Here is a 24,183-nt window from a genome sequence, read left to right as displayed (position 1 = left end):
CGCCGTCCCCGGAGCGAAACGCGGCCTCGAGAGCCGTGTTCCGGAGGCCTTACTGCCGCTGCGGGGTGATCGAAACGGCGCCGGTGCGGCCGCCACGCACGATGGAGAAGGCGAGAGCCTTGCCTTGCGGCGCGCCGGTCACCTGCCGGATCACGTCGGCCGCGCCGCTCACGGCCTGGCCGTTCACGGCGGCGATCTGGTCGCCCGGACGCAGGCCGGCGCGCGCGGCCGGACCGCCGGCGACGACGCCGGCGACCACCACCACAGGCTGACCGTCCGGCTCCGACGGGACGTCGGCGAGGCTGGCGCCGATGAAGCCGCGCTCGACCCGGCCGCTGGCGATCAGCTGGCGGGTGACCTCGGCGGCGGTGGCGGCAGGAATGGCGAAGCCGATGCCGACCGACCCGCCCGTGGGCGAGAAGATCGCGGTGTTCACCCCCACCACCTCGCCGCGCCGGTTGAAGGTCGGGCCGCCGGAATTGCCCTGGTTGATGGCCGCGTCCAGCTGCAGGAAGTTGACGTAGGCCGAGCCGATGTCGCGGCCCAGAGCCGAGACGATGCCGGTCGTGGCCGTGGTCCCCAGGCCGAACGGGTTGCCGATGGCGATCACCTCTTCGCCGACCCGCGGCGGGGCCGCGGCGGCGAAGTTCACGAACGGATAGCCGCGGCCCTCGACCTTCAGCACGGCCAGGTCGGTGGCCGGGTCGCGGCCCACCAGGCGGGCCGGCAACTGCTTACCGTCGCGCAGCACCACGGCGACCCGGTCGGCGTCCGCGATCACGTGGTTGTTGGTGACGATCAGGCCGTCGGCGGAGATGAAGAAGCCTGAGCCGGCCGACATCTCCGATTCCGGCGGCGGCCCGCGGCGCGCGAAGGGGGAGTCGGACAGGGCCGAGCGCCTGGGCGTCGTCGCGGCCAGGATCGAGACGACGGCGGGCGCGACCCGGTCATAGACGTCCGGAAAGGCCATCTCCGCGCCGGCCGGAGCTGGCGCGGCCGTGACCGGCCGGCTCGGCGCGGGCTGTTGGGCGGGGCGCTCCGACGGCCGGCATCCGACGACCGCCACAGCTAGAACGGCGCCGAGCGCGTAGACGGCGCGTTTCATGCGGCCTCCATGCCCCTCGCGCGGGGATCAGGAGGTCAACCGCGCGCCGCCTACTCGCGTTGCGCGCGCCTCAGCGGTTCACGCGGACGTTTTCGCCCTGGCCGGTCACGCGCACGCGGTCGCCGATGCGGAAGTCGTTCGGCGTGCCGGGCTGGACCACGGCGATGGTCGAGCCGTCGTCGAGCTTCACGGTCAGTTCCAGCCCCGCCGTGCTCTGCGAGCCTTGCAGCGCGCTGCCGACCATGGCGCCCGCCGCAGCGCCGCCGACGCCGCCGGCGACGTTGGCCGCGGTGCCGCCGCCGATCTGGCTGCCGCCGATGGCGCCCAGCGCGCCGCCGGTGATCGCGCCCAGGTGGGTCTGACCGGGGCGGATGTTGACCGGGCGGACGCTCTCGATCTCGCCCAGCCGCACGGTCTGTTCCGTGCCGACTTCGTTGCGGGCGAAGGAGGAGGGGGTGGGCTGCGGCGTGCAGCCGGCGGCGATCAGGGCGGCGGCGCAAGCCGCGACCGGAAACGCGAAGGCGGAAACGGTAATCTGACGCATGGGGCACCTCGTTCGGCCCCCAACCCGCGCGGACGGCCCGGGGGTTCGACATGGAGGAAATTTCATGCGTCCGCGGCCGGACGGCTCAGTGCGTCGGGCGGTTGCGGGCGATGATCTTCAGCACGATCAGGAAGGCGCCCAGCGCCGCGATCGCGAAGCCGATCAGGATCGTGCCGTGCGCCGCGTTGAACACGCCGATCAGCAGCACGGCGAGGCCCAGCACCAGGCAGAGCAGGCCGACCAGATACTTGCCGAGGAGGGCTCCCGCCCCCGGTCGCGCAGGGTCCATCGCCTGACTCCGTCACTAAGGTCCGGCCTTGGGCGGCCGCGACTTCAACTCAAGAAAACGGCGCCCGCGAATTGGCGGTTCCGCGCCGTGACGGGAGCGGAACCTCGCGCCGGACGGACGGTTTTGCGCTGGCCCCGGCTCAGGCGCGCGACGCCTGATCGGTCGCCGACAGGAGATCCGCCGCGATGGCGCCTGACCCCAAGACGACGTCCCTCGCCAAGTACTTCCTCGGCCTGATCCTGCTGTTCATCGGCCTGGCGCTGGAGGCGGCCGGTCTGCTGAACCATTCGCGCAATGTGATGCTGATCGGGCTGGTGTTCATCGTCGCCGGAGCCGCCCAGATCGCCTGGCGGCTCGCACAGGAAAAGCGGGCTCCGTAGGAGACTCTCATGGGCTTGGTGCGCACTTGGGCTGTCGCGGCGACGTTCCTCGGGCTCACGGCCTGCGCGTTCCAGGCCTGGCATGAGCCCGCCGGCGAGCAACTGACGGGATCGGAGTGGGTGTTGCGCGACGCGACGGGCATGCCTCCGTTGCGCGGCTCGAGCCTGACCCTGCTGCTGGCGCCTGAGGGCGAGGTCTCCGGCAGCGGCGGCTGCAATCGCTTCGTCGGTCGCTGGACCAAGCAGCGTGGCCGCCTGACCATGAGCGGCATGGCCTCGACCATGATGGCCTGCCCCGACAACGCGGTGATGGAGCAGGAGCAGGCCTTCCTGAAGTCGCTGGAGGGCACGAGCTTGTTCACCGCCACGCCCGGCAAGCTGGTCCTGCAGACCCACGACGGCCACGTCTTCACCTTCGCGTCGGCGCCGTGACGGCGCCGGGCTGAGGAGTCGATGATGGAAATCGACCAAAGGGCGCGAATCCTGGCGATCCTGGAATCCGCCAACGATCTCGCGCTCGCGACCTTGCGGGAGGACGGCTGGCCTCAGGCGACGACGGTCAGTTTCGTCAACGACGGGCTGAACGTCTATTTCGGCACCAACGCCGTTTCGCAGAAGGCCAGGAATATCGCTCGCGATCCGCGCGTGTCTGCGACCCTCACGCTGCCGTACAGGACCTGGGACGACATCAAGGGCCTGTCCCTGGCCGCGCGTGCGGAACGGGTGAGCGATCCCCTGGAGATGCAGGACGTCGCCGCCCTGGTCCTCAAGAAGTTCGCCGACGTCGGGAAGTACGTGCGCGACGACCCTTTGGACCAGTTGGCGGTCTTTCGCCTGCGGCCGGCGGTCTTCTCGATCCTGGACTACAGCCGCGGGTTCGGCTGGACGGAGCTGGTGAGGGTCTGATCCAGCGCCCGACTGCAGACCCGCGACGGCCAGGTCGCCGACGCCGTGAGTCTTATTTTCGTGTCGAAAGCGCCCGCAGTCGGCGGATCTCGTTGCTGCTCAGCTCGGTCCAGCGCTGCGACTGCCCGCAGTTGTAGTTGACCCAGAACGACTGCTTCGCCACCGGCGGATGATTGGGACCGTACGGGGAGGGGTTCAGGAACAGCAGATACTCGCCCCCGAGATCGGGACCTCGGCCCGACTTCGGATCGTCCATGTAGAAGCCGCCGCTGTTCCGCTCAGTGAAGACCGTGAACCCGTGCGGCAGGTCGCCCTTGAAGCTCTCCACGACCTCCAGCCGGTACAGCGTCCACGGATCGTCGTCGGACGCGTCGTCTGGCCAGTGGGACTCGGCCGAGCGCACGCGGGCGCGGACGACGTAGCGGGAATCGCGGAACTCCTGCTCCAGCGTCGTCTTCGCGTCGAGCGCGCCGCGGTAGGAGCAGAGCGCCTGGGCCGGCGAACCCGCGGTCAGAAACACGACGGCGGCCAACGCCGCAAACCACCCCTTCACGCCCGTCTCCACGCCATCGACCGCGCCAGCTGAGCAATACGGCGCGTTCGCGCGCAAGCGGGCGGTTCGGGGCGACGTTCAAATTTCAGGGAAGGGAGATGGTGGACGCGACAGGGATTGAACCTGTGACCCCCTCGGTGTGAACGAGGTGCTCTCCCGCTGAGCTACGCGTCCGCCCGGGGAGGCGGTCAAATAGCCGGGTCCGTTTCGGACCGCAAGGCCCGATTTGTCTCAGCTCGACAGACGACGCACGACGGCGGGAAGTTCGGCGAAATCCTCGATCACCACGTCGCCGCCCAGCAAGGCGGCCGGGGTCTCCGTATAGCCGAACGGGACCAGCACGACCGGAACGCCCGCGGCGCGCCCCGTCGCCACGTCCGTGTGCGAATCTCCGACCATGACCGCCAGGGCCGGATCGCCGCCGGCGTCGGCGACGGCGCGGATGAAGTGCTGCGGATCGGGCTTGCCGCGTTCGACCGCGTCGGCGCCTACGACCGCCCCGAGCCGGCCGCGCAGGCCCAGCTGTTCAAGCAGCGCGTCGGCCAAGGCGGTGGGCTTGTTGGTGCAGATGGTCAGGCGCGCGCCGTCGGCCGTCAGCGAATCGAGCGCGGCGACGGCGCCGGGGTAGGGGCGGCTCTCCAGCGCGACGCGGGCGCCGTAGACCTCCATGAAGCGGGCGACGCGGTCGGGCGTGTCGCCGGCGAAGGCCGCGCCGGCCTCGGCGTAGCCGCGTTCCAGCAGCCGGCGCACGCCGCCGCCGATCAGCCGCCGTCCGGCCTCGACCGGGGCCGGGGGCAGGCCGTCCTCGGCCAGCAGGACGTTGAGCGCGCCGATGATGTCGGGGGCGGTGTCGACCAGGGTGCCGTCGAGGTCGAAGACGACGGTGACGCCGGCCAGAGACGGAGCCTGGGACGAGACCTGGGACACGAATGCGCTCCGCGACTGTCGCAACCCCCGCCGTTTCGGCTAAATCCCGCGCGGTCGCAACGGAGAGTCGTTCATGAGACAGCGCGCCGCCGTGATCCTGGCCGCCGGTCAGGGCACGCGCATGAAGTCGCCCACGCCCAAGGTCCTGCACAAGGTCGGGGGCCGCACCATGCTGGACCGCGCCGTCGACGCGGCCGAGGCGCTGGGCTGCGCGCGGATCGTGGTGGTCGCCGGCGCGCACTCGCCGCAGGTGGCCGAGACCGCCAGGAAGCGCTTGGGCGACAGCGCTGTCGCGATCCAGGACCCGCCGCTGGGCACCGGCCACGCCGTGCGCGCGGCCGAGGGCGCCCTGGCCGGCTTCGACGGCGACGTGATCATCACCTTCGCCGACTGCCCGCTGCTGGACGCATCGGCGGTCGCGCCGTTGTTCGCCTTGCGCGACGCGGGCGCCGACGTGGCGGTGCTGGGCTTCGAGCCGGTCGACGCGGGCGCCTACGGCCGCCTGATCCTGTCCGGGGACGGCGAGCTCACCCGCATCGTCGAGGCCAAGGAGGCGACGCCGGAAGAACTGGCCGTGCGCGCCAGCAATTCGGGCGTGATGGCGGTCGACGCCAAGACCCTGTTCTCCCTGCTGGCCGAGGTCGGCAACGACAACGCCAAGGGCGAGTACTACCTGACCGACGTGGTCGGCCTGGCCCGCGGCCGGGGCCTGTCGGCGCGCGTCGCCTTCGCCTCGGAAGAGGCGGTGATGGGCGTCAATTCCCAGGTCGAGCTGGCCGAGGCCGAGGGCGTGTTCCAGCGCGCCTTCCGTCGCCGGCTGATGGTGGAGGGCGTGACCATGGTCGCCCCGGAAACCGTCTTCCTGTCGTGGGACACCCAGATCGCCGGCGGCGTGACGGTCGAGCCCAACGTGGTGTTCGGCCCCGGCGTGAGCGTGGAGACCGGCGCGGTGATCCGCGCCTTCAGCCACCTGGAGGGCGCGACCGTGCGTTCCGGCGCCCTGGTCGGCCCCTACGCGCGGCTGCGGCCCGGCGCCGAGATCGGCCCTGAAGCCCACGTCGGCAACTTCGTCGAGGTGAAGAACGGCAAGCTGGGCGCGGGCGCCAAGGCCAACCACCTGGCCTATATCGGCGACGGCGAGGTCGGGGCGAAGGCCAACATCGGCGCCGGCGTGATCTTCTGCAATTACGACGGCTTCGACAAACACCGCACGTCCGTGGGCGAGGGAGCCTTCGTCGGCTCCAACAGTTCGCTGGTGGCGCCGGTCAGCGTCGGCGCCGGCGCCTATGTCGGCTCGGGCTCGGTGGTGACCAAGGACGTCGCCCCCGACGCCCTGGCGTTCGAACGTTCGGCGCAGTCCGAGAAACCCGGCTGGGCCGAGCGCTTCCGCGCGGCCAAGCGCGCCCGGAGGGCCAAATGAGCGACACCCAGAAGCGCGCCGCCGGCGAAGCCGCCGCGGCGCTGGTGGAAGACGGCATGATCGTGGGCCTGGGCACCGGCTCCACCGCCGCCTGGTTCGTGAAAGCGCTGGGCGAGCGCGTGAAGGGCGGGCTGAAGATCAAGGGCGGCGTGCCGACCTCGGAAGCCACCGCCGAGCTGGCGCGTGAGCTGGGCATCCCGCTGCTGACCCTGGACGAGGCGCGCGAGTTGGACCTGACGGTCGACGGCGCCGACGAGATCGGCCCGGGCCTGAGCCTGATCAAGGGCGGCGGCGCCGCCCTGCTGCGCGAGAAGCTGGTCTGGGAAGCGTCCAAGCGCTGCGTCTGCATCGCCGACGCGGCCAAGAAGGTGCCGGTGCTGGGCAAGTTCGCCCTGCCGATCGAGGTGGTCGCCTTCGGCCATGTCACCACCGCCAACCGCATCGCCGACGTCCTGTCCGAGCACGAGATCGGCGTCGGCCCGCGGCTGCGGATGAAGGACGGCGAGCCCGTGCTGACCGACGGCGGCAACGTCATCTACGACGCCGCCTGCGGGGCCATTCCGAACCCGACCGCCCTGGCCGCCGACCTGAAGAGCCTGACCGGCGTGGTCGACCACGGCCTGTTCCTGGATCTCTGCGACGAGGCCCTGGTGGCTTCCGATAGCGGGGTGGAGCGCCTAACTCCCTAGCTTGCGGCTGCGGCCGGTTGGAATTTCGCGTGGTGAGGAGCCCCTGATGGCCCAGTACGACTACGACCTCTTCGTCATCGGGGCCGGCTCCGGCGGGGTTCGCGCCTCGCGCCTGGTGGCCATGACCGGCGCGCGCGTCGGCGTGGCCGAGGAGCACCGCGTCGGCGGCACCTGCGTGATCCGCGGCTGCGTGCCCAAGAAGTTCATGGTCTACGCCTCGGACTTCTCGCACCAGTTCAAGGCGGCCCAGGGCTACGGCTGGACTGTTCCGGAGCCGAGCTTCGACTGGAAGCAGTTCATCACCGCCAAAGACGTCGAGATCGCGCGGCTGTCGGGCATCTACGCCTCCAACCTGGCCAAGGCCGGGGCCGAGCTGGTCCACGCCCGCGCCAAGCTGGTGGACCCCCACACCGTCGAGCTGATCGGCAAGAACCGCACCGTCACCGCCGACAAGATCCTGATCGCGGTGGGCGGCCGGCCGTGGATGCCGCAGGACCTGCCGGGCATCGAGCACGCCATCAGCTCGGAAGAGGCCTTCCATCTTCCCGAGTTGCCCAAGCGCATCCTGATCGCGGGCGGCGGCTACATCGCGGTTGAGTTCGCCGGCATTTTCGCGGGCCTGGGCGTCGAGACCACCCTGGTCTATCGCGGCCCGAACCTGCTGCGCGGCTTCGACGACGACGTTCGCGCCCACCTGGCCGAAGAGCTGAAGAAGCGCGGCATCCGGGTCATCCTGGGCACGCAGCACGAGCGGATCGAGAAGACCGAGACGGGCCTCGTCAACGTGCTGGACGACGGCATCCGCTGCGAGAGCGACGTGGTGCTGTTCGCCACGGGCCGCAGGCCCTACGTCGGCGACCTGGGCCTGGACAAGGCGGGCGTCGAGCTGACCCCGGAAGGCGCGATCAAGGTCGACGAGCTGTCGCGGACCACGGTGGAAAACATCTGGGCGATCGGCGACGTGACCGACCGGATGAACCTGACCCCGGTGGCCATCCGCGAGGCGGTCGCCTTCGCCGAGACCGCCTTCAAGAACAACCCCTGCCACTTCGACTATGTCGACGTGCCCACCGCCGTGTTCTCCCAGCCGCCGGTCGGCACGGTGGGCCTGAGCGAGGCCGAGGCGCGCCGGCTTTACGGCAAGGTCGACGTCTACCTGACCCGTTTCCGGCCGATGAAGTACTCCTTCATCGGCGGCGACGAGCGGGTGCTGATGAAGCTGGTGGTCGAGCCGCAGAGCGACCGGGTGGTCGGCGCCCATATCGTCGGTCCCGACGCGCCGGAAATGATCCAAATGGCGGCCATTGCAGTTAAGGCGGGCGTGACCAAGCGTCAGTGGGATTCCACGTGCGCCCTGCATCCTACGGTGGCCGAAGAGATCGTGACGATGCGCGAGAAATTCGTGCCGCCGGATCTGCTGCAAGCGGCCGAATAAGTCTTCGCTTCGCCCCGCCGGCGGTCCCGGCCGCGCCCTGGCGCGGGTGGGTGCTGACCGGCGCGGCGATCCTTGCGCCGGCCGTCGCCTGGCTGTCGCCGCTGGGCTTCCTGCCCTTGGCCGGCGTGGCGGGCCTGCTCTGCATTCACTTGTGGTGGCGCGCGCCGAGCCCGCCGTGGACCCTGGTCGGCCTGTTGGTGGCGCTGGCGGTCTGGGCGGCTGTGGCAGGCGTCGGTTCGCCGCCGCGGGAGGCCGGGCTGCTGGCCGGCTTCGCCGACCTGGGGCGGCGCAGCCCGCTGAAGCTGCTGCTGGAAGTGCTGCTGTTCCTGCCGCTGGCGCTGGCCGCGCGCGGCCTGGACCCACGCTCGGCCGAGCGGGCCGCCCGCGTGCTCGCCGTCGGCGCCGTGGCGCTGGCGGTGGTGCTGCTGATCGAAGGCGTGAGCGGGGCGGCGCTCTACCGCGCCTTCGCGGTGGCCATCGGCGAGGCCGACCGGCCCGACCTGATGCAGCGCCACGCCGCCCAGACCGGCTATGTGCTGGCCCTGATGTACTGGCCGGCGGCGGCCTTCCTCCTGCGCGAACGCCACAAGCGCATGCTGGCCGTGCTGACGGCCGGGGCCGTCGTCCCCGCGGTGCTGCTGCACGCGGCCGCCCCGGTCCTGGCCCTGGTCCTGTCGGCGGCGGCCTTCGCCCTGGTGAGAGCGACCGGACGCGCAGGGGCTACCGTGCTGGCGATCAGCATCGGCTTGTTCGTGGCCGTGGCGCCGCTGATCGTGCACCTGGCGGCCCTCGCGGGTCTGGCCGACGCCGCCAGGGCCGGCGCGCCGGCCTCGTGGGCGGCCAGGCTCGACATGTGGACCTTCGCGGCCGAGCGGGTCTCCGAGCGGCCGTTCTTCGGCTGGGGCCTGGACGCCAGCCGCACCTTCCGCCCGAACCTGATCCTGCATCCGCACGACGGGCCCCTGCAGATCTGGCTGGAGCTGGGCGCGGCGGGCGCGGCGCTGGCGGCCCTGTTCTGGGTCTGGATCGTCCGCGCGGCGGGCGACGTGCTGCCGGGCGACCGGACCATGGGCGCCGCCGCCTGCGCCGCCGTCGTCGTCTATTTCGTGATCGGCGCGCTCAGCTTCGGGGTCTGGCAGGAATGGTGGGTGGCGCTGGGCGCGCTGACCGCGGCCTGGATCCTGACTGTCGGGCGGGTGCGGGCCGCCCCGCTGCCGCCGCGGTTGCGCCGGGAAGTGCTGGAAACTGTGCGCTAAGCGTCGCCGTGCGAAGATGCTCCATTGAGACCAGCGCCTCGCAGGACTAAATCTGTAGCGTGACCCAGAGATGGACGCCGCAATCCTGGCGGAACCGGCCCGCCACCCAGATCCCGACGGACTATCCTGATCCGGCGGCGCTCGCGCGCGCCGAGGACCGTCTGCGGGCCATGCCGCCGCTCGTGTTCGCGGGCGAAGCGCGGCGCCTCAAGTCGCGCCTGGCCGACGTGGCCGAGGGCCGCGCCTTCCTGCTGCAGGGCGGCGACTGCGCCGAGAGCTTCAAGGAGTTCCACGCCGACAACGTGCGCGACACCTTCCGGCTGATCCTGCAGATGGCGGTGGTGCTGACCTTCGCGGGCGGCAAGCCGGTGGTGAAGGTCGGCCGCATCGCCGGCCAGTTCGCCAAGCCGCGCTCCAGCCAGGTCGAGACGCAAGGGGAAGTCACCCTGCCGGCCTACCGCGGCGACATCGTCAACGGCATGGGCTTCACCGCCGAGGAGCGGGTGCCCGATCCGGAACGGCTGCTGCGCGCCTATTCGCAGTCGGCCGCGACCCTGAACCTGCTGCGGGCGCTGGCCGGCGGCGGCTTCGCCGACCTGTACAACGTGCACCGCTGGACGCTGGGCTTCATCGCCGACAGCCCGCAGAGCGCGCGCTACCGCGAGCTGGCCGACAAGATCAGCGAGACCCTGGCCTTCATGGCCGCCATCGGCGTGACCCCGGAAACCCATCCGGACATCCGCCAGGTCGAGCTGTTCACCAGCCACGAAGCCCTCCTGCTGAACTACGAGGAGGCGCTGACCCGCGTCGATACGACCACGGGCGACTGGTACGACACCTCCGCCCACATGGTCTGGATCGGCGAGCGCACCCGTCAGCCCGACGGCGCGCATCTGGAGTTCGTGCGCGGCATCAAGAACCCGATCGGCATGAAGTGCGGCCCGACCATGGAGCCGGACGAGCTTCTCCGCCTGATCGATCAGATCAATCCGAACAACGAGCCGGGCCGGCTGACCCTGATCGGCCGCTTCGGCGCCGACAAGATCGCCGACCGCCTGCCGCGCCTGATGGCCGCGACCAAGCGCGAGGGCCGTTCTGTCGTCTGGTCGACCGACCCGATGCACGGCAACACGCTGAAGGCCGCCAACGGCTACAAGACCCGGCCGTTCGACCGGGTGCTGTCCGAGGTGAAGACCTTCGTCGAGGTCGCGGGCGGGGAGGGCGTCCACCCCGGCGGCGTGCACCTGGAAATGACCGGCCAGGACGTCACCGAATGCCTGGGCGGGGCTCAGGCCCTGACCGAGGACGATCTGTCCAGCCGCTACCACACCCACTGCGACCCGCGGCTGAACGCCGACCAGGCGCTGGAGCTGGCCTTCCTCGTCGCTGAAAAGCTGCGCGCGGGTCGCGGCGAGCGGTCGGCCGCCGCATGAGCGAAGGCGGGGGCGTGATCGCCTACCAGGGCGAGCCCGGGGCGTTCAGCCACGAGGCTTGCCTCGCCTTCTTCCCCGACTACGAGCCGCGGGCCTGCGCCACCTTCCAGGGCGCGGTGGACGCGGTCGAGCGGCGCATGGCCGATCTGGCGCTGCTGCCGGTCGAGAACTCCATCGCCGGCCCGGTGCCGGAAATGGAGGCGATCCTGCGCGCCACCGACCTGAAGATTCTGGGCGAGCGCACCTGGCCGATCCGCCTGCAATTGCTGGGCGTGCCCGGCGCCGAGCTGGAGCACGTGCGCGTAGTGCGCAGCCACCCGATGGCCCTGAAGCAGTGCACGCGCCTGCTGGCGGACCTCGGCGCCAAGGCCGAACCCGTGCACGACACCGCCGGCGCGGCGCGCGCTTTGTCGCAGGCGCCGGACCCGCACGTGGCCGCGGTGGCCTCGGCCAAGGCCGGCCAGCTCTATGGACTGCAGGTGTTGCGCGCCAACATCGAGGACGTCCATTCGAACGCTACGCGCTTCGTGGTGCTCGCCCGCGAGCAGGCCCCCGCTTGACAGCTTCCCGCGGCTCCTGACAGGGTCGTGGCGCCGGAATTTCTCGGCGCGCCCTCACCCGGGAGCGGACCCATGACCAAGCAGGGGACTGTTTCGACCGACACGCAAGTGCGGACGGGTGGGTATTATTTCTATTTTAGCCGCTATTACTTTCGATACGCCGGTGCGGCGATCGTACGAGGCTAGGCGAGCCTAAGCTCCTCCCTCAGATCCCAGCCGGCGACCGCCTCTGAAGAGCGCGGCCCTTCCCCTTTGAGCGCTGAACATCCCTTGCGGACGCCCGCCCTGAACGCGCGCGGACTCCGCCCGAATTCCACGAGTCTATTCCCATGCTGAACGCCGCCCTCGCCGAGCCGATCACGGCCGCCGAACCCGCCGCCCCGCAACTCTCCGTCGAAGCCCTCTCCGTCTCCGACCTGCGCGCCGAGATCGACCGCATCGACGACGCCCTTCTCGAACTGGTCGAGCAGCGCCAGGCCCTGGCCCGCCGCGTCGGCGCCGCCAAGGGGGCCGACGACGGCCGCCTGCGCCTGAAGCCTGACCGCGAGGCCGCGGTGGTCGAGCGCCTGGTCCGCAAGGCCGAGCCCTGGTCCAAGCGCCTGGTCGCCGCCCTGTGGCGCGAACTGATGTCGGCCGGCCTGTCGACCCAGTCGGAAGTCGAGGTCGTGGTCTGGGCCGGGAACGATCCCGCCCGCCGTCTCGACGCCGCGCGTCGCCGCTTCGGCTCGTCGGCCGACTACCGCATGGTCTCGACCGCCCAGGAAGCGCTGGACGCCGCCGAGCAGGGCGGGGCGGTGGCCGTGCTGGCGGTCGAGCCCGACGCGCCCTGGTGGACCGACCTGCCCGAGCGCGAGGACCTGTGGATCTTCGACGCCCTGCACGGCCCGCGCGCGGCCGAGCCGACCGCGCTGGCGGTCGGCCGGGTCAGCGAAGCCGCCCTGGCCCGAGGCCAGGTGTTCCGGATCTCCACCGGCGGCGACGGCGACGACACCGGGGCGCGCCCCCGGCTGGTGGCCATGGACCAGGGGGTGCGCCTCTACGCGGTGACCGAGACCTCGGCCGCAACGGCCAAACTCGATCGCGCCCGCGGCTACATCGGCCGCTGCAGCCGGGCGCTGGCCTAAAGCGCGCCGGTCCGCAGGAAGCGGGCGGCGCGTTCGCCTTCCGGATCGCCGGTCAGGCCGAAGCTGGTGTTGATCGACCGGTGCGTCTCGCCCGGCGCCGACACCGCCTCGGCCCGGCCGCCGGCCTGTCGCAGGGCTTCGGCCAGGGCGCGCGACTGCTCGCCGGAGTCCTCGCGCGCCGCGACGTGGAAGATCAGGAACGGCGGATAGCTTCGGCCTTTAGCCGCCAGCAGGGTGGGGGAGAGGGCCGCCGCCTCGTCGCCGAAGGCTTCGGCGTACATCTGTCCCAGCGGCCCACGCGGCCGCACCGTCGCCATCTGGCGGGGCGCGTCGTACCCCGCCCCGTCGAGCGGCACGACACCGGCGAGGTCGGCGGGCGTCAGTTTGTGGGCGCCCAGATAGGTCGGATCGACCCCGACCAGGGCGACCAGGTGCGCGCCGGCGGAGTGGCCGACCAGGAACAGCTTGTGAGGGTCGCCCCCGTACTCGCGCACGTGCGCGCGCGCCCAGGCCGTCGCCGCGGCTACGTCTTCGGCGCAGCCGCGCGCGTTCACCTCCGGCGCCAGGCGATAGCCGACCGACAGCAGCAGGAAACCGTTGCGCTGGGCGTAGTCGGGCAGGGCGTTGACCATGCGCTTGTCCCCGTGCGCCCAGCCGCCGCCGTGCACGTACAGGATCACGGGCGCGTTCCGGAGCCCCGGACGGGGATAGACGTCCAGCCGCTGCGACCTATCCGCGCCATAGGCGATCTCGACCGGCCCCCCAGCGGGGGCGGCGGCCAGCAGCGGAGCGGCCAACAGGGCCAGGGCGACGCGACGCGTGGGATCGGACATTGGCGGTCTCCCGTCGGACGTCCCGGTTATACGGCAAAGCCTGCAAGAGTCCGTCGCGGGTTGCGCTGAAGGCGGTTCGCGGCCAAACACGCACGCCTCATGACTTCGACAGCACACATCGCCCGCCGGACGCCTCGCCTGCGGCTGCCGGACGGGACCGGCGAGCTCCTGCGCCTGGCCTGGCCGGTGGTGCTGGCGCGGCTCGGCATCATGACCATGGGCCTGACCGACGCCATCGTGGTCGGGCGCCATTCGGCCGAGCAGCTGGGCTTCCACGCCCTGGGCTGGGCCCCGACCTCGGTCATGCTGACCACGGCGGTGGGCGTGCTGCTGGGCGTGCAGGTGATGACCGCGCGGCGCATCGGCGAGGGTCGGCGCGACCTGACCGGGGCGGTGCTGCGCCGGGGCCTGGTCTACGGCGCCTGGCTGGGCGTGGCGGCCATGCTGGCCCTGGCTCTGCTGGGGCCGGTGTTCCTGCACCACGCCGGCCTGGACCCGGCGCTGGCCGACGGGGCGACCGGACCCTTGCGGGTCTTCTCCCTGTCGCTGTTCCCGTACCTGATCTCGGTGGTCTGCACCTACTTCCTCGAGGCGCTGGGCCGGCCCAAGCCCGGCATGGTGGCCATGTGGGTGGCCAACGGCGTCAACCTGGCCGCCAACCTGTGGCTGGTGCCGGGGACCTCGGGCCTGCCGGTGGAGGGCGCCGTGGCCTCTGCCTGGGCCACCTTCATCGCCCGCACCGTGCTGGCCGTCTGGCTGCTGGTCTTCATCGCCCGCCTGCCGGAGGCTCGCGATCTCGGGATCTTCAAGAAGCCGACCGACGGCCCCGAGGTCGCGCGCGAGCAGCGCAAGATCGGCTATGGCGCGGGCGCGTCCTACTTCATCGAGGTCGGCGCCTTCGCCGGCATGACCATCATCGCCGGCCAGTTCGGCGGGGTGGAGGTGGCCGCCTGGACCATCGTGCTGAACATCTCGGCGATCATCTTCATGGGGCCGATGGGCCTGGCCGCCGCCACCGGCGTGCTGGTGAGCCGCGCCTACGGGGCCAGGGACCGCCACGGGGTGGTGCGCTCGGGCCTGATCGGCTTCGGCGTGACCGTGGTCCTGACCCTGCTGATCTGCGCGATCGTCTGGCCCGGCGCCAGCCTGATCGCCGGGTCCTACACGCGCGATCCGGCCCTGCTGGCGGTGGCCGTGCCGGCGCTGGTGCTGGCCTGCCTGTTCTTCGTCGCCGACGGCCTACAGGTGGTCGCCGCCCAGGCGCTGCGCGCCCGCGCCGACGTCTGGCTGCCGACCGCCTTCCATCTGACCAGCTATGGCCTGATCATGCTGCCGCTGGGCTGGCTGTTCGCCCATCCGCTCGGACTCGGGGTGGACGGCATGGTCTGGGCGGTGATCGTCGCCAGCCTGGTCTCGGCCGCCCTGCTGTGCGGCCGCTTCCTGCTGCTGGCGCGGCGGGAGCTCTAGGCTCCCAGGATCCAGCCCTCTTCGCGTTGCACGACGGCCACATCGGCCTCGCTGGTCCCGGCCGGCGGGGCGAACAGGGCGCCCAGGCGGTCGGCGTCGTCCAGCTTGGCGAAGGCTTCGGCCGCGCCGCGCACCTGGGTGGCGTCCTTCACCTCGCCGGGTTCGGCGGCGGTCGGCTGCAGCACCGGATAGACCTCGGCCACCACCACCGACAGCGGCGCGACGTCGGCCGGCGTCAGCGCTTTCCAGCCCGTGCCGAACGGCCAGACGGCGCAGGCCGGGCCCAGCTCCTCGACCAGCCGGCGCACGACGGCGACGCCGACCAGGCTCTGGCCGCCGACCGCCCCGGCCCCGTGCATCTGCCACACGCTCTTGGCCATGGACTTCGCGCCCAGCTTGCGGGTGGCCAGCTCGCAGCGGCGGTATTCGGGGATGTCGCCCAGGCTCTCGGGCTTGGTGGTCGACAGCCAGCGCTGGGCCTGGCGAGCCGGCGCGCCCCAGAACGGCCGCGCCTCGTCGGTCATCAGCCGGTTCATCTTGGCCGCGACCTGGAAGCGGTTGTTGGCGTTGTCCGCCTTGTCGACGACGTTCTGGCCCAGGAATTTCCAGGTCTGCGCCCACGGCTCGCCCTCCAGGGACAGCCGCGCGGCGGTGCCCTCCGGGAAGCCCAGGCAGAAGTCGAAGCCCACCAGCACCTTCTCGCCGCGGCGGCGGAAGTCGGCGAGCAGGGAGCGCAGCAGCGCCTCGGCCTCGGCGCGGGTGGCCGGATTGTGCGCCTCGTAGGACAGGCGGAAGCGCACGTCGCGCTTCATGACCCCGATCCACACGGAGTCCGCGCCGGTCTTGCGGCCCTCGGCCGCGCTCCAGTCCACGATCACGTAAGCGTCGAACAGGCGCGGCACGGGGTCGATCCTCACGAAGGCTTAAAGCGGCAGCGCTTGTATCGCGCGCGGCTCCCGGCAACAAACCGCGACCTAACGTGATCGTTCGCAATCTTGCGCGCGAAGCTTCCGGACGGCAGGTTCCGCCCGCCTTAGGGGGGCGTCCCTGCAGGCGTCGAAGAGACGAAATGAGCAAGATTCTCAAAGCCGGCGTGGCCGGCGCAGGCGTGTTCGGCGGTCACCATGCGCGCAAGTACGCGCAGAGCGAGGGCGTCGAGCTGGTCGGCGTTTACGACCGCGGCACCGGCCGGGCCCTGGCGCTGGCCGAGCAGATCGGCGCGCGCGGTTTCGAGGCGGACGAGTGGGACGCCTTCATCGACGGGCTGGACGTGCTGACCGTCGCCGCCCCCGCCGTCGCCCACGCCCAGCTGGCGGTGCGCGCGCTGGAGCGCGGCGTCCACGTCTATGTCGAGAAGCCGCTGGCCGCTTCCGTGCAGGAGGCTGAAGCCATTCGCGCCGCCGCCCAGGAAGCCGGCCGCGTGCTGGCCTGCGGCCACCAGGAGCGGATCGTGTTCGGGGAGATGGGCCTGCTCACCACGCCCGAGCGCCCGATCCGTCTGGAAGCCGTGCGCAAGGGCCCCTGGACCGGTCGCAGCGACGACGTCTCCGTCGTGCTGGACCTGATGATCCACGACCTGGACCTGGCCCTGGCGCTGGCCGGCTCCGAGCCGTCGGCGGTGACGTCGAAGAGCGAGACCATCCACGGCCCGCGCCCCGACCACACCCGCGCAGAGATCACCTTCGCCGGCGGCATGACCGCCGTGTTCGAGGCCTCCCGGGCCGCCGAGGCGCGCGAGCGCACCATGCGGGTGGTCTATCCCTCGGGCGAGGTGAACATCGACTTCCTGGCCCGCACCTTCGAGAACACCACGCCGTTCGCGCTGAACGCCGGCTTCGCCGACACCGTGCGCGGCAAGGATCCGCTGGGCGCCAGCGTCGGCGACTTCCTGGCCGCCGTGCGCGGCGAGGCGTCCCGTCCCGCCGTCACCGGTGAAGAAGCCGCCCGCGCCCTGGCGCTGGCCCTGGCCGTCGACGACGCGGCCGCCTGATTTCCAACGAGAGGCCTTCGATGCCCACGCCCCCGTCCCCGATCGCCTACATCGACCTGAAGACCCAGCAGGGCCTGATCCGCAAGCAGGTCGAGCAGCGCTTCACCGCCATCCTCGACCACGGCGCCTACATCAACGGCCCCGAGGTGAAGGAGCTGGAGGACGCGCTGTGCGCCTACACCGGCGCCAAGAAGGCGCTGGCCATCGGCAACGGCACCGACGCCCTGATCGTGCCGATGATGGCCATGGACCTGAAGGCCGACGACGCGGTCTTCATCCCGGCCTTCACCTACAACGCCACCTGCAGCGCGGTGATGATCGCCGGGGCGACCCCGGTGTTCGTCGACGTGCGCGCCCGCGACTTCTCGATGGATCCGGCCGATCTGGAGAAGCAGATCACGGCGGCCAAGGCCCGCGGCCTGAACCCGCGCCTGATCATCGCCGTCGACCTGTTCGGCATCCCGGCCGACTACGAGGCGATCTTCGCCGTCGCCCAGAAGCACGGCCTGCAGGTCATGGCCGACGCGGCGCAGTCGTTCGGCTGCCGCTGGAAGGGCAAGTACGCCGGCGCCATCGCGCCGGTCACCGGCACCAGCTTCTTCCCGGCCAAGTCGCTGGGCTGCTACGGCGACGGCGGCGCCATCATGTTCGCCGACGAGAGCCTGTACGAGGCCTGCGAGCAGATCCGCTGGCACGGCACCGACGCCAACCGCAAGGAAAGCGTCCGCGTCGGCTTCAACGGCCGCCTGGACTCCATCCAGTGCGCTATCGTCACCGAGAAGCTGAAGCTGTTCCCGAACGAGCTGGCGCGCCGGCACGAGATCGCCGCCGTCTACAACGAGCGGCTGGCCGGCGCCTTCGACGCGCAGGACTTCGGCCCGGACCGCGACAGCGGCTGGGGCTACTACACCGTGGCGATCGACGACCGCGACGGCGTGCAGGCCAAGCTGAAGGACGACGGCGTGCCGACGGCGATCTACTACCCGCAGCCGCTGCACACCATGAAGGCGTTCAAGCACCTGGCCCCGGAAGGCGGCTGCCCGGAGGCCGAGCGCCTGACCGCGCGCGTGCTGTCGCTGCCGCTGCACCCCTACATGACCGACGCTCAGGTCGACTACGTGGCCGAGCGCTTCCTGGCCGCGGTCGGCCGCTAACCGTCAGGGCGGGGCGCCGGACTTCAGCCGGCGCTTCGCCCACACCTGGTAGGCCATCGTCACCAGCGAGCCGATCAGGAAGAACAGCAGCACGGCCGACATGGCGTGCTCGGTGCGAAGGCCGGCGCTCGATTTTGCGATCAGCAGGGCCAGCCCCGGCTGGCGGGCGGCGGTGGAGATGGCCAGGGCGGAGCTGTGGCTGAGGTCCGGGCCGGCCAGGAAGTGCCCGGCCAGCAGGCCGCCGGTCACCACCAGGAGCATGGCCAGCACCGTGCCGTCGCCGATCAGCTTCAACGTCGCCGGCAGCACGACGAACAGCAGGGGCAGGGCGCCCAGGACCAGCAGGGCGAGCCCCGCCTTCAGCAGTTTCGGCGCCAGCCGGTCGGCCGCGGCGGGGCGCCAGTGGTGCACCGCCATGCCGATCGCCAGCGGGATGAGGATGGTGGTGGCCAGCGAGCTCGCCACCTTGCCCATCGGCGCGGCGGCCTCGACCCCGAAGAACCAGCTGGCCAGGGCCACCGTCAGGGGCACCAGGACGATGCTGAGCAGGCTGACGATGGCGAACAGGCCGTAGACGTACTGCTTGTGGGCGCCGAGCTTCAGCTCCCGCGTCAGCAGGAACGGGCCCACGGGCGCCACGGACATCAGCATGATGCCCAGCGCCGCCTGCGGCGTCAGCGGCATGAGCTTGACCACGATGGTCGCCAGCACCGGCACGACCACGTAGATCGCGACCACCGAGCGGAGCAGCAACATCGGGCGGCGGACCACGTAGGTGACGTCGCTCCAGCCGGCGCCCATGCTCATGGCGACCACGGTGAGCGCCAGGCTTCCGGCCAGCACCAGGGGGAGCAGCTCCTTGAGCAGTTCCACGGGGAGTCCTCGCGCACGATCCGCCTGGAACGTGGCGCGCGTGGGCGCGCGGGCCTATCGGGAGGGGCCTGAATTTCGGTTGCGGAAACCCCGAGGGGCGGGGCGTTACAGCCCCTTGCCGAGCACGCCCAAGGCCAGCACGCCCCAGCCGCCGGTGACCAGCCAGAAGCGGTTGGCGACGATTTCGGGAGGCAGCAGGTCGGGGCGGAACTGGGCCAGGACGCCCGCGCCGGTAAGGGCCAGCGAGACCAGAAAGAGAAGCAGGGTCGCCGCGTTCGGCCGCATGGAGGTTCCCCCCGGAACTAACCCTGCGAATTAACCGCGACGGCGCGGCCAAGACAACGGCGTTCGCGCGTCAGACGGCTTCCGCTTCGTCCTCGTCCTCTTCCCACGGCGGGCGTTCGCGCGGCGCGCGCTTGGGCGCGGCCGCCTGGGCCGACTTCGGTTTCATGGCCAGCGGGCCGCCGGTGCGCTTCAGCACGTTCTCGACGTGCGACAGCCACTTGCGGCCGAAGCGGACCGCTTCCTTGGCCGCGCCCGGGGCGGCGGTGCGGGCGATCTCCGGGCTCCAGAAGTCCAGCTCGAACTCCGGCCACTGGGCGTCGGAGAACAGCAGGCGCAGGGTGACCCGCTCTGCGTCCTTGGGGATGGAGTCCAGCTGCTTGCGTTGCTCGTCGCGGCGCACGCGCGCGACCACCGCCTCGTCGACGATCAGCTCGGCCCCCTCCAGTTCGACGAAATCGTAGACCAGCCCCATGGCGCTCTTGTCCCAGAGCACCGCGACGCGGCCGGTGGCGAAGCGCATGCCGGCCGCCCGGCCCTGGGGCACGGCCATGACCTCGGCGTCGGCCGGCCCGCCCAGCGATTGCTTCAGCGCGCGGCGCAGCCGTCTGCCGGTCTCCATCCACCAGCCGGCCCCCAGGCCGACCGTGGTCAGGGCGCCGGCTCCAAGGGCCAGCAGCAGCAGGGTGCGCAGCGCCTCGCTCACGTCAGTCCCTAAGGTCGATCATCACCGGCACGTGGTCGGACGGCTTGTCGCGCCCGCGCACCTCGCGATGGATGTCCACGCCCGCCAGCCGGTCGGCGGCCTGGGGCGAGAGCAGCAGGTGGTCGATGCGGATGCCGTTGTTCCGCTGCCAGGCGCCGGCCTGGTAGTCCCAGAAGGTGTAGTTGTGCGGCCGCCCGTCCAGCGCCTCGTAGGCGTCGGTCAGGCCCAGCCACTTCATCGCCCGCCAGGCGGCCCGGCTTTCCGGCTGGAACAGGGCGTCGCCGGCCCAGGCCGCGGGGCTGTAGCAGTCCTCCGGCTCGGGGATGACGTTGTAGTCGCCGGCCAGCACCAGGATCTCCTCGTGCGTGAGCAGCTCGGCGGCGTGGCGGCGCAGGCGCTCGAACCAGGCCAGCTTGTAGGTGAACTTGTCGGTGCCGATCGGGTTGCCGTTGGGCAGGTAGATCGAGGCCACCCGCACCGGCGTCGGCGCCTCGACCAGGGCCTCGATGTAGCGGGCCTGCTCGTCGTCGTCGGCCCCGGGCAGGGAGCGGCGCACTTCCGACAGCGGGTGCTTCGAGAGGATGGCCACGCCGTTGTAGGTCTTCTGGCCGAAGGTCTCGACGTTGTAGCCGAGCGATTCAAAGGGCTCGCGCGGGAACTTTTCGTCCACGCACTTCAGCTCCTGAAGGCAGGCGACGTCCGGCTGGGCCTCGCGGAACCATTCCAGCACGGTCTCGAGCCGGGCGTTGACCGAATTGACGTTCCAGGTGGCGATCCGCATCGACTCTCTTCGCGTGAACTTCCGCAAAGGCTAGGGTTCGAGCGGCGCCGCCTCAAGAGGGAGGGGGGATGAGCCGCACCGTTCATGTCCTGGCCCTGACCGGCGCGACCGTGCTGCACGTCGCGCTGTCCCCGGTCGCCTTTGCTCTGGCGGTGCTGTCGCCGGCCTGGTTCTCGGTCGGCGGGACTGGGGCCGGGTGGGTCATGGCCCTGCTGTCGTACAGCTTTCTGGTGGCCGTGATCGCCGCGCCGTTCGCCGCCTGGGCGGCGTTCTTCATGCGTCGGGTGAAGCTGGCCTGGGCGGTCGCGGCCGCGCCGGTCGCCTGGATCGCGGCGTTCGGCGTGGCCTACCTGTTCATCGCCGAGCTTTGACGAACTCGGCCACCGCCTCGACCACGCCGGGCGCCAGCGGCAGGTGCGGATCGGCGTAGGTCGCCTGGTTGGCGGCGCGATCGGCCGAGGCGACCTTCAGCACGTGGTTCACGCCTTCCAGCTTGACCAGCTTGGCGTCGGAGCGGGCGGCGGCCAGACGCTCGGCGTCGGCCATGCCGATCTGGATGTCGGTGGTGCCCTGCACGATCAGCACCGGGCCGTGGACGGTCTTGACCAGCTCGGCCGGATCCAGCGGCAGCCAGGAAATCAGGTAGGGCTGCACTGATTTGCGGAACAGGGCGGCCAGGGCCGGCGGCGGATCAGCGACCGTGCGGCCGGCTTCCAGTTCGTCCAGCGTCTTGAAGGCGTCGGCCTGCATTTCCTTCGGCAGCCCGGCGGTCAGCTGCTCGCGCAGCACGTCGCCCGCCTTGCGGCCGGCGCCGGAGATCAGCACCACGCCGCAGATGTCCTTGTTGTTCTGGGCGGCGACCTCGGCGACCAGGGCGCCCTCGCTGTGGCCGACCAGCCAGACGCATTTCGCGCCGGTCTGGCGCTTCAGCTCGGCGGCCCAGGCGCGGGCGTCGTCGGAATAGGTCTGGAAGCGGAGGTCTTCCTCCTTGGTGGCGGCGGCCATGCTGGCGGCGATGCCGCGCTTGTCGACGCGCAGGCTGGTGACGCCGCGCTCGGCCAGGCCGTGAGCCAGCAGGCGGTAGGGGGCGGCCTGCACGCCGATCGGGCTGTTGCCGTCGCGGTCGGTCGGGCCGGAACCGGACAGGATCAGCACGACCGGGCCCTTGGTCTTCTTCGCCGGGGTGGTCAGGGTGCCCTTCAGGTCGCCGGGCAGGCTCTTCAGCTCCAGCCCGGTTTCGGTGAAGGCGTCTCCCGCCGCAGCCGGCGTGACCAGACCGGCGGCCAGGACGCCGGCGAGAACGAGCGATTTCAGCATGTCAGGAGCCTCCCCCGAGAACGCGGGGAAGCTACGCCGTTCTTCGACGGGCGCCGAGTTAAATGCCTGTGAGACGCCGACGGCCGGCGCCCGGCCAGACTGAAGGGCTCAGATCGAGAAGCTGACGCCGCAGCCGCAGCTGGACTTGGCGTTCGGGTTCACCACCCGGAACTGGGCGCCGATCAGCTCGTCGACGAAATCGACCGCCGAGCCGGCCAGCAGGGGCAGGGAGATCGGATCGACCAGGGCGGTCGAGCCGGAGCGTTCGATCCGCAGGTCGTCGTCCTCGGCCGCGTCGACCAGTTCGAAGCGGTACTGGAAGCCCGAGCAGCCGCCGCCGTCGACCGCGACGCGCAGCATCAGCGGCCGGCCTTCGGCTTCGGCCAGCTCCCGGATCCGCCGCGCGGCCGGTTCGGTGAGGGTTACGGAATCGACGGTCATGACTTGGCGCTATATGAGGGCGGCCGCAGCCGTGGAAAAGACCCTGATGAGCGTGCCCGTCACTTGCTTCCCCCTCGCCACCTTCTCCGAGTCGGCGGAGACCTCGAAGGGGCGTCGCCATCCCGAGGCGGAAAGCCGTACGCGCAACGCTTTCGCCCGTGACCGCGACCGGATCATCCACTCGGCCGCCTTCCGCAAGCTGAAGGAGAAGACCCAGGTCTTCGTGGCGCACGAGGGCGACACCTTCCGCACGCGCCTGACCCACAGCCTGGAAGTCGCCCAGATCGCCCGCTCGCTGGCCCACGCCATGGGCGTGCACGTCGACCTGGCCGAGACCATCGCGCTGGCCCACGACCTGGGCCACCCGCCGTTCGGCCACGCCGGCGAGGACGAACTGCAGATCCAGATGAAGGAGTTCGGCGGCTTCGACCACAACGTCCAGACCTTCCGGGTCTGCACCAAGCTGGAGCGCCGCTATCCCGCCTTCGACGGCCTGAACCTGACCTGGGAGACGGTCGAGGGCGTCGTGAAGCACAACGGCCCGGTCGACGACCGGCTGGACGAGCCGGCCTGGAAGGCGGTCGTGGAGTACGCCGCGGGCTGGGACCTGCGCCTGGACACCTTCGCCTCGGTGGAGGCGCAGATCGCCGCCATCTCCGACGACATCGCCTACAACAACCACGACGTGGACGACGGCCTGCAGGCCGGCCTGTTCACTATCGGCGACCTGCTGGAAATCCCGCTGATCGGCCCGCTGCTGGGCGACGTGCGCCGCGACTGGCCGGCCATCGACGACCGCATGCTGCGCCTGGAGGCGGTGCGCCGGATGATCGGCGCCATGATCGACGACGTGCTGGTCGAGACCGCGCGCCGGGCCAAGGCCGAAGGCGTCGAGACGGCCGAGGACGTGCGCCGCATGAAGCGGCCGCTGGTCGGCTTCTCGAGCCAGATGGCCGAGGATCTGGCCCGTCTGCGCCAGTTCCTGCACACGCGGATGTACCGTCATTACCGGGTCAACCGCACCCGCAGCCAAGCTCGCCGCATTTTGGCCGAGATGTTCAATCTTTTCATGGCGGAACCGGAGGTTCTGCCCACTGAGCTGTATGAACGGGTGAAGGGCCGCGACCAAGGTGGACGGGCGCGCGTGGTCTGCGACTACGTCGCCGGCATGACCGACCGATACGCCATCGAGGAGCATCGTCGGTTGTTCCACCTGGAGATCGGCCGCGAGGTGTGAGTCGTTCCGCCGCGTTCCGGCGGAGCTTCGCCTTCGGTAGAGTGTCGACCAACTGCGTCGCGATTCGGAAACTCGCGCCGCCCCGGAGGTTTCGTGCCCATGTCCGATCAAGAACGCGGCGCCTACACGCCGCCCACCGACGAGCCCCTGGCCTTCGACGCGCGCCGCACCACCGGCGAACGCCGGCCGGTGCCGATGACGCTGGTCGCCAGCGCCGTGGTGCTGGTGGTGCTGGTCGTCGCGGTGGTGCTGTTCTACCGCTCGGGCGTGCGCAGCCGTAACGAGGCCCCGAACGTCGGCGAGCCGGTGGCCGCGGTGAAGACCGCGCCGGCCCAGGACGCCCAGCCGGTCGACGAGGCCGCCAGCCTCGACGTCTACGTGGCCGAGCCCAACGCGCCCGCGCCGGCCCAGCCTACCTTCGCCCCCGGTCCGGAGCAGCCGGCCCCGCGTCCGGCCCCGAGCGCGCCGGTCGCCGTCGCGC

28 protein-coding genes, 1 tRNA gene and 1 pseudogene are annotated in these 24,183 nt (G+C 71.1%); 16 read left to right on the top strand and 14 right to left on the bottom strand.

Features of this window, described 5'->3' with window-relative positions:
* Positions 1-49: 49 nt before the first annotated feature.
* From G3573_RS05555 to G3573_RS05545, 3 genes are all read right to left on the bottom strand, one after another.
* Complete coding sequence (locus tag G3573_RS05555; protein WP_163259924.1) at positions 50-1,105, bottom strand: trypsin-like peptidase domain-containing protein; 1,056 nt, start codon at positions 1,103-1,105, stop codon at positions 50-52.
* Positions 1,106-1,175: 70 nt separating this feature from the next.
* Positions 1,176-1,649 (bottom strand): hypothetical protein, encoded by a 474-nt coding sequence (locus G3573_RS05550; protein WP_163259922.1) that lies wholly within the window; start codon positions 1,647-1,649, stop codon positions 1,176-1,178.
* Between the two features lie 85 nt (positions 1,650-1,734).
* Entirely contained in the window at positions 1,735-1,938 is a 204-nt protein-coding gene (locus tag G3573_RS05545; RefSeq protein WP_163259920.1) for a hypothetical protein, read from the bottom strand.
* A gap of 185 nt (positions 1,939-2,123) precedes the next feature.
* Here G3573_RS05545 and G3573_RS05540 point away from each other — a divergent pair, with 185 nt between their 5' ends.
* Genes G3573_RS05540 through G3573_RS05530 form a run of 3 tightly spaced genes read left to right on the top strand, consistent with a single transcriptional unit; the run spans position 2,124 to position 3,224 of the window.
* The gene (locus G3573_RS05540) at positions 2,124-2,318 is read left to right on the top strand and encodes a hypothetical protein (RefSeq protein WP_163259919.1); all 195 of its coding nucleotides are present in this window, start codon (positions 2,124-2,126) and stop codon (positions 2,316-2,318) included.
* An 18-nt stretch (positions 2,319-2,336) separates the two neighbouring features.
* Positions 2,337-2,750 carry an META domain-containing protein gene (locus tag G3573_RS05535; protein WP_163259917.1) on the top strand — a complete coding sequence of 138 codons (414 nt, stop codon included), beginning with the start codon at positions 2,337-2,339 and terminating at the stop codon, positions 2,748-2,750.
* Positions 2,751-2,774: 24 nt separating this feature from the next.
* On the top strand, positions 2,775-3,224 hold the full coding sequence (locus G3573_RS05530) for a pyridoxamine 5'-phosphate oxidase family protein (protein WP_163259915.1): 450 nt from the start codon (positions 2,775-2,777) through the stop codon (positions 3,222-3,224).
* Between the two features lie 52 nt (positions 3,225-3,276).
* On the opposite strand, the gene G3573_RS05525 is transcribed toward G3573_RS05530, so the two are convergent.
* The 3 genes from G3573_RS05525 to G3573_RS05515 form a co-directional block, all read right to left on the bottom strand.
* Entirely contained in the window at positions 3,277-3,777 is a 501-nt protein-coding gene (locus tag G3573_RS05525) for a hypothetical protein (RefSeq protein WP_163259913.1), read from the bottom strand.
* 99 nt (positions 3,778-3,876) lie between these two features.
* Positions 3,877-3,951: transfer RNA gene (locus G3573_RS05520), tRNA-Val, on the bottom strand.
* A 57-nt stretch (positions 3,952-4,008) separates the two neighbouring features.
* On the bottom strand, positions 4,009-4,704 hold the full coding sequence (locus tag G3573_RS05515; protein WP_163259911.1) for an HAD-IA family hydrolase: 696 nt from the start codon (positions 4,702-4,704) through the stop codon (positions 4,009-4,011).
* A gap of 73 nt (positions 4,705-4,777) precedes the next feature.
* Here G3573_RS05515 and glmU point away from each other — a divergent pair, with 73 nt between their 5' ends.
* From glmU to G3573_RS05480, 7 genes are all read left to right on the top strand, one after another.
* Positions 4,778-6,124, top strand: coding sequence for a bifunctional UDP-N-acetylglucosamine diphosphorylase/glucosamine-1-phosphate N-acetyltransferase GlmU (glmU, locus tag G3573_RS05510; protein ID WP_163259909.1), 1,347 nt, complete (start codon positions 4,778-4,780; stop codon positions 6,122-6,124).
* Positions 6,121-6,813 (top strand): ribose-5-phosphate isomerase RpiA, encoded by a 693-nt coding sequence (gene rpiA, locus G3573_RS05505; protein ID WP_163259907.1) that lies wholly within the window; start codon positions 6,121-6,123, stop codon positions 6,811-6,813. Before glmU ends, rpiA begins: the two co-directional genes overlap by 4 nt.
* Positions 6,814-6,859: 46 nt before the next feature.
* Complete coding sequence (gene gor / locus G3573_RS05500) at positions 6,860-8,248, top strand: glutathione-disulfide reductase (RefSeq protein WP_163259905.1); 1,389 nt, start codon at positions 6,860-6,862, stop codon at positions 8,246-8,248.
* Positions 8,249-8,298: 50 nt separating this feature from the next.
* A complete protein-coding gene (locus G3573_RS05495) occupies positions 8,299-9,504 on the top strand; it encodes an O-antigen ligase family protein (RefSeq protein WP_163259903.1) in 1,206 nt (401 codons plus the stop codon).
* 59 nt (positions 9,505-9,563) lie between these two features.
* A complete protein-coding gene (locus G3573_RS05490) occupies positions 9,564-10,937 on the top strand; it encodes a 3-deoxy-7-phosphoheptulonate synthase class II (RefSeq protein ID WP_163259901.1) in 1,374 nt (457 codons plus the stop codon).
* A complete protein-coding gene (locus G3573_RS05485; protein ID WP_163259899.1) occupies positions 10,934-11,497 on the top strand; it encodes a prephenate dehydratase domain-containing protein in 564 nt (187 codons plus the stop codon). The genes G3573_RS05490 and G3573_RS05485 overlap by 4 nt, the downstream gene beginning before the upstream one ends.
* Positions 11,498-11,826: 329 nt before the next feature.
* Positions 11,827-12,621 (top strand): chorismate mutase, encoded by a 795-nt coding sequence (locus tag G3573_RS05480; RefSeq protein WP_163259897.1) that lies wholly within the window; start codon positions 11,827-11,829, stop codon positions 12,619-12,621.
* Here G3573_RS05480 and G3573_RS05475 read toward each other — a convergent pair.
* Positions 12,618-13,454: an alpha/beta hydrolase gene (locus G3573_RS05475; protein WP_163259895.1), complete on the bottom strand. Its 837-nt coding sequence runs from the start codon at positions 13,452-13,454 to the stop codon at positions 12,618-12,620. The two genes, G3573_RS05480 and G3573_RS05475, sit on opposite strands and share 4 nt — an antisense overlap.
* Before the next feature lie 99 nt (positions 13,455-13,553).
* On the opposite strand from G3573_RS05475, the gene G3573_RS05470 reads away from it, so the two are divergent.
* Positions 13,554-14,921: an MATE family efflux transporter gene (locus tag G3573_RS05470; protein ID WP_163259894.1), complete on the top strand. Its 1,368-nt coding sequence runs from the start codon at positions 13,554-13,556 to the stop codon at positions 14,919-14,921.
* Here the strand turns inward: G3573_RS05470 and G3573_RS05465 are convergent.
* Positions 14,918-15,823 (bottom strand): cobalamin biosynthesis protein CbiG, encoded by a 906-nt coding sequence (locus G3573_RS05465; RefSeq protein ID WP_163259953.1) that lies wholly within the window; start codon positions 15,821-15,823, stop codon positions 14,918-14,920. The two genes, G3573_RS05470 and G3573_RS05465, sit on opposite strands and share 4 nt — an antisense overlap.
* Positions 15,824-15,990: 167 nt before the next feature.
* Between G3573_RS05465 and G3573_RS05460 the strand changes: the two genes are divergently transcribed.
* Complete coding sequence (locus G3573_RS05460) at positions 15,991-16,911, top strand: Gfo/Idh/MocA family oxidoreductase (RefSeq protein WP_163259892.1); 921 nt, start codon at positions 15,991-15,993, stop codon at positions 16,909-16,911.
* Positions 16,912-16,931: 20 nt separating this feature from the next.
* A complete protein-coding gene (locus tag G3573_RS05455) occupies positions 16,932-18,065 on the top strand; it encodes a DegT/DnrJ/EryC1/StrS family aminotransferase (protein WP_163259890.1) in 1,134 nt (377 codons plus the stop codon).
* A 3-nt stretch (positions 18,066-18,068) separates the two neighbouring features.
* On the opposite strand, the gene G3573_RS05450 is transcribed toward G3573_RS05455, so the two are convergent.
* The 4 genes from G3573_RS05450 to G3573_RS05435 form a co-directional block, all read right to left on the bottom strand.
* Positions 18,069-18,938 (bottom strand): Na+-dependent transporter, encoded by an 870-nt coding sequence (locus tag G3573_RS05450; RefSeq protein WP_163259888.1) that lies wholly within the window; start codon positions 18,936-18,938, stop codon positions 18,069-18,071.
* 105 nt (positions 18,939-19,043) lie between these two features.
* Positions 19,044-19,223, bottom strand: coding sequence for a hypothetical protein (locus tag G3573_RS05445; protein ID WP_163259886.1), 180 nt, complete (start codon positions 19,221-19,223; stop codon positions 19,044-19,046).
* 70 nt (positions 19,224-19,293) lie between these two features.
* Complete coding sequence (locus tag G3573_RS05440; protein ID WP_163259885.1) at positions 19,294-19,926, bottom strand: hypothetical protein; 633 nt, start codon at positions 19,924-19,926, stop codon at positions 19,294-19,296.
* A gap of 1 nt (position 19,927) precedes the next feature.
* Complete coding sequence (locus G3573_RS05435; RefSeq protein WP_163259884.1) at positions 19,928-20,707, bottom strand: exodeoxyribonuclease III; 780 nt, start codon at positions 20,705-20,707, stop codon at positions 19,928-19,930.
* A 68-nt stretch (positions 20,708-20,775) separates the two neighbouring features.
* On the opposite strand from G3573_RS05435, the gene G3573_RS05430 reads away from it, so the two are divergent.
* Positions 20,776-21,078, top strand: coding sequence for a hypothetical protein (locus G3573_RS05430; RefSeq protein WP_163259883.1), 303 nt, complete (start codon positions 20,776-20,778; stop codon positions 21,076-21,078).
* On the opposite strand, the gene G3573_RS05425 is transcribed toward G3573_RS05430, so the two are convergent.
* Positions 21,062-22,024: an alpha/beta fold hydrolase gene (locus G3573_RS05425; RefSeq protein ID WP_163259881.1), complete on the bottom strand. Its 963-nt coding sequence runs from the start codon at positions 22,022-22,024 to the stop codon at positions 21,062-21,064. The two genes, G3573_RS05430 and G3573_RS05425, sit on opposite strands and share 17 nt — an antisense overlap.
* Positions 22,025-22,132: 108 nt before the next feature.
* Positions 22,133-22,465 carry an iron-sulfur cluster insertion protein ErpA gene (gene erpA, locus G3573_RS05420; protein ID WP_163259879.1) on the bottom strand — a complete coding sequence of 111 codons (333 nt, stop codon included), beginning with the start codon at positions 22,463-22,465 and terminating at the stop codon, positions 22,133-22,135.
* Between the two features lie 46 nt (positions 22,466-22,511).
* On the opposite strand from erpA, the gene G3573_RS05415 reads away from it, so the two are divergent.
* Together G3573_RS05415 and G3573_RS05410 are read left to right on the top strand one after the other, a co-directional pair.
* Positions 22,512-23,702 carry a deoxyguanosinetriphosphate triphosphohydrolase gene (locus G3573_RS05415; protein ID WP_163259877.1) on the top strand — a complete coding sequence of 397 codons (1,191 nt, stop codon included), beginning with the start codon at positions 22,512-22,514 and terminating at the stop codon, positions 23,700-23,702.
* A 99-nt stretch (positions 23,703-23,801) separates the two neighbouring features.
* Positions 23,802-24,183 (top strand): annotated as a pseudogene (locus G3573_RS05410) (SPOR domain-containing protein); the annotation flags it as partial.

Source organism: Caulobacter sp. 17J65-9 (assembly GCF_010975005.1).
GTDB lineage: Bacteria > Pseudomonadota > Alphaproteobacteria > Caulobacterales > Caulobacteraceae > 17J80-11.
This window is presented reverse-complemented; position numbering and strand designations above follow the sequence as displayed.